Source organism: Desulfurella sp., from assembly GCF_049977265.1.
GTDB lineage: Bacteria > Campylobacterota_A > Desulfurellia > Desulfurellales > Desulfurellaceae > Desulfurella.
The window spans coordinates 1-2,270 of record NZ_JBMFGQ010000083.1 but is presented as its reverse complement, the minus strand read 5'-3'; the positions used below and the strand labels follow the sequence as shown (position 1 = coordinate 2,270).

The following is a 2,270-nucleotide window of genomic DNA, read 5'->3' as shown; positions in this document are numbered from 1 at the left end:
TAGAGTTTTTTAATGAAAGATTTTTGGAAGATAAAGATTGGTATGATTTGGTATTTAAAGATAGATACGATAGTTTTGAAAAAATACTGGGCTTTAAAGGCAATATTTTTGATATCGGCTGCGGGGGCGGATATTTTTTGCTTTATGGTAAAAAACGCGGATGGTCTACATTAGGTTTAGACCCATCAATTCAGTCTATCAATCATTGTAAATCAATTGGTCTGGATGTAATAGAAGGATTTTTTGACGAAAATTTATCTGAAAAATTAGCCAATAAATTTGATGTAGTATATTTAAGTGAAGTACTAGAACACGTACCAGACCCTGCAAACACTATTGCCTCTATAAAAAAGGTTTTAAAGCAAGGCGGTGTTGTATGTATTGTTGTACCAAACGATTATAATCCATTTCAACTTGCTTTAAAAAAAGCTTGTAATTTTTCTCCATGGTGGGTAGCACCACCGCATCATATTAATTATTTTGATTTTAATTCACTTGAAAAACTTTTAAGAGAACAAGGTTTTGATATTGTATTAAAAGAAACATCATTTCCGATAGATATTTTCTTACTTATGGGAGATAATTATGTGGGAAATGACAGTTTAGGCAGATTATGCCATACAAAAAGAAAAAATTTTGAAAAAAATTTACAAAACGCTGGATTTAATGATTTAAAAAGGGATCTTTATAAATCTTTAGCGCAATTGAATATTGGCAGAGAGGTAGTAATTTATGCAAGAAAGTAACACACAAGATTTAATTTTTTCATTTAAGCCTTTAATTTCTGTTGTAGTGCCCACATGGAATACACCAGAACAGTTTTTGATTGAAATGATAGAATCTGTTTTAAATCAAAGCTACACAAATTTTGAGCTTTGTATAGCTGATGCAAGTGATCAAAGTCATGTAAAAAAGATTTTAGATAATTATGCAGACAAAGATAATCGTATTAAAATTAAATATTTAAAGAAAAACAAAGGTATAGCGCAAAATACAAACGAAGCAATTTTTATTAGCAAAGGTGATTATATAGCTTTTTTAGATCATGATGATATATTAGCCAAAAATGCTCTGTTTGAAGTAGTAAAAACTATAAATGAAAATCAAGGTGTTGATTTTATTTATTCAGACGAAGATAAAGTAACTGAAGACGGGAAAAAGTTTTTTGATCCTCACTTTAAACCTGATTTAGCCCCAGATTTTTTGAGAAGTTATAACTATGTATGCCATTTAAGTGTAATTAAAAAAAAGCTTTTAGATAAAATTGGATATTTGAAGGAAGGTTTTGAAGGTTCTCAAGATTATGAGCTTATACTCAGGGCAACAGAAAAAGCAAAAAAGATAATACACATTCCAAAAATTCTCTACCATTGGAGAGTAAGTCAAAATTCAGTTTCTCGAAATCCTCAATCTAAAATTTATGCTTACGATTCTGCCAAAAAAGCTTTAAAGGAGCATTTAAATAGATTAAATCTAGATGGTGATGTTTTAGATGGTAAAGTTTTAGGTTTGTATAAAATTAACTATAAAATAACAGATAGTCCAAAAATCTCTATAATTATACCAAATAAAGACCACAAAGATGACTTAGAAAAATGCATTAAGTCAATTATTCAAAAGTCTACATATAAAAATTATGAGATTATAATAGTAGAAAATAATTCTATAGAACAATCTATTTTTGATTACTACAGATTTTTGGAAAAAACATATTCATTTATTAAAGTAATTGTATGGGATAAACCATTTAACTATTCAAGTATAAATAATTATGCAGTGCGATTTGCACAAGGAGAGGTTTTACTTTTTCTAAATAATGATACAGAAGTAATTACACCAAACTGGATTGAAGAAATGCTAATGTTTGCCCAAAGAGATGATGTAGGAGCAGTTGGTGCAAAACTGCTATATCCAGACAATACGATTCAACATGCAGGAGTAATAATTGGTATAAACGGTATAGCAGAGCATTGCTTTAAGTATTTAAATTCAGATTACACAGGTTATTTTGCAAGATTAGCTACAGTGCAGAATTTATCAGCAGTAACCGGTGCATGTTTGATGGTAAGAAAAAAAGTTTTTAATGAAATTAAAGGGTTTGATGAAAGTTACCCTGTAGTATATAATGACATTGATTTATGTTTAAGTTTAAGAAAAAAAGGTTATTTAGTTGTATGGACGCCTCATGCAGTTTTGTATCACTATGAATCAAAATCAAGAGGTTTTAATACCGGAGAAGAATCCATAAAGCGTTATAATAAAGAAGTGTC

General features: G+C 29.2%; 2 protein-coding genes. Both read left to right on the top strand.

Going from position 1 to position 2,270, the window contains the following annotated elements; genetic code table 11:
• Positions 1-746: class I SAM-dependent methyltransferase (locus ACP5FO_RS08700; protein ID WP_428157412.1), on the top strand; the 746-nt coding region annotated here is incomplete at its 5' end.
• The coding region (locus tag ACP5FO_RS08695; protein ID WP_428157411.1) for a glycosyltransferase family 2 protein at positions 733-2,270 on the top strand (1,538 nt) is incomplete at its 3' end. The genes ACP5FO_RS08700 and ACP5FO_RS08695, both read left to right, overlap by 14 nt.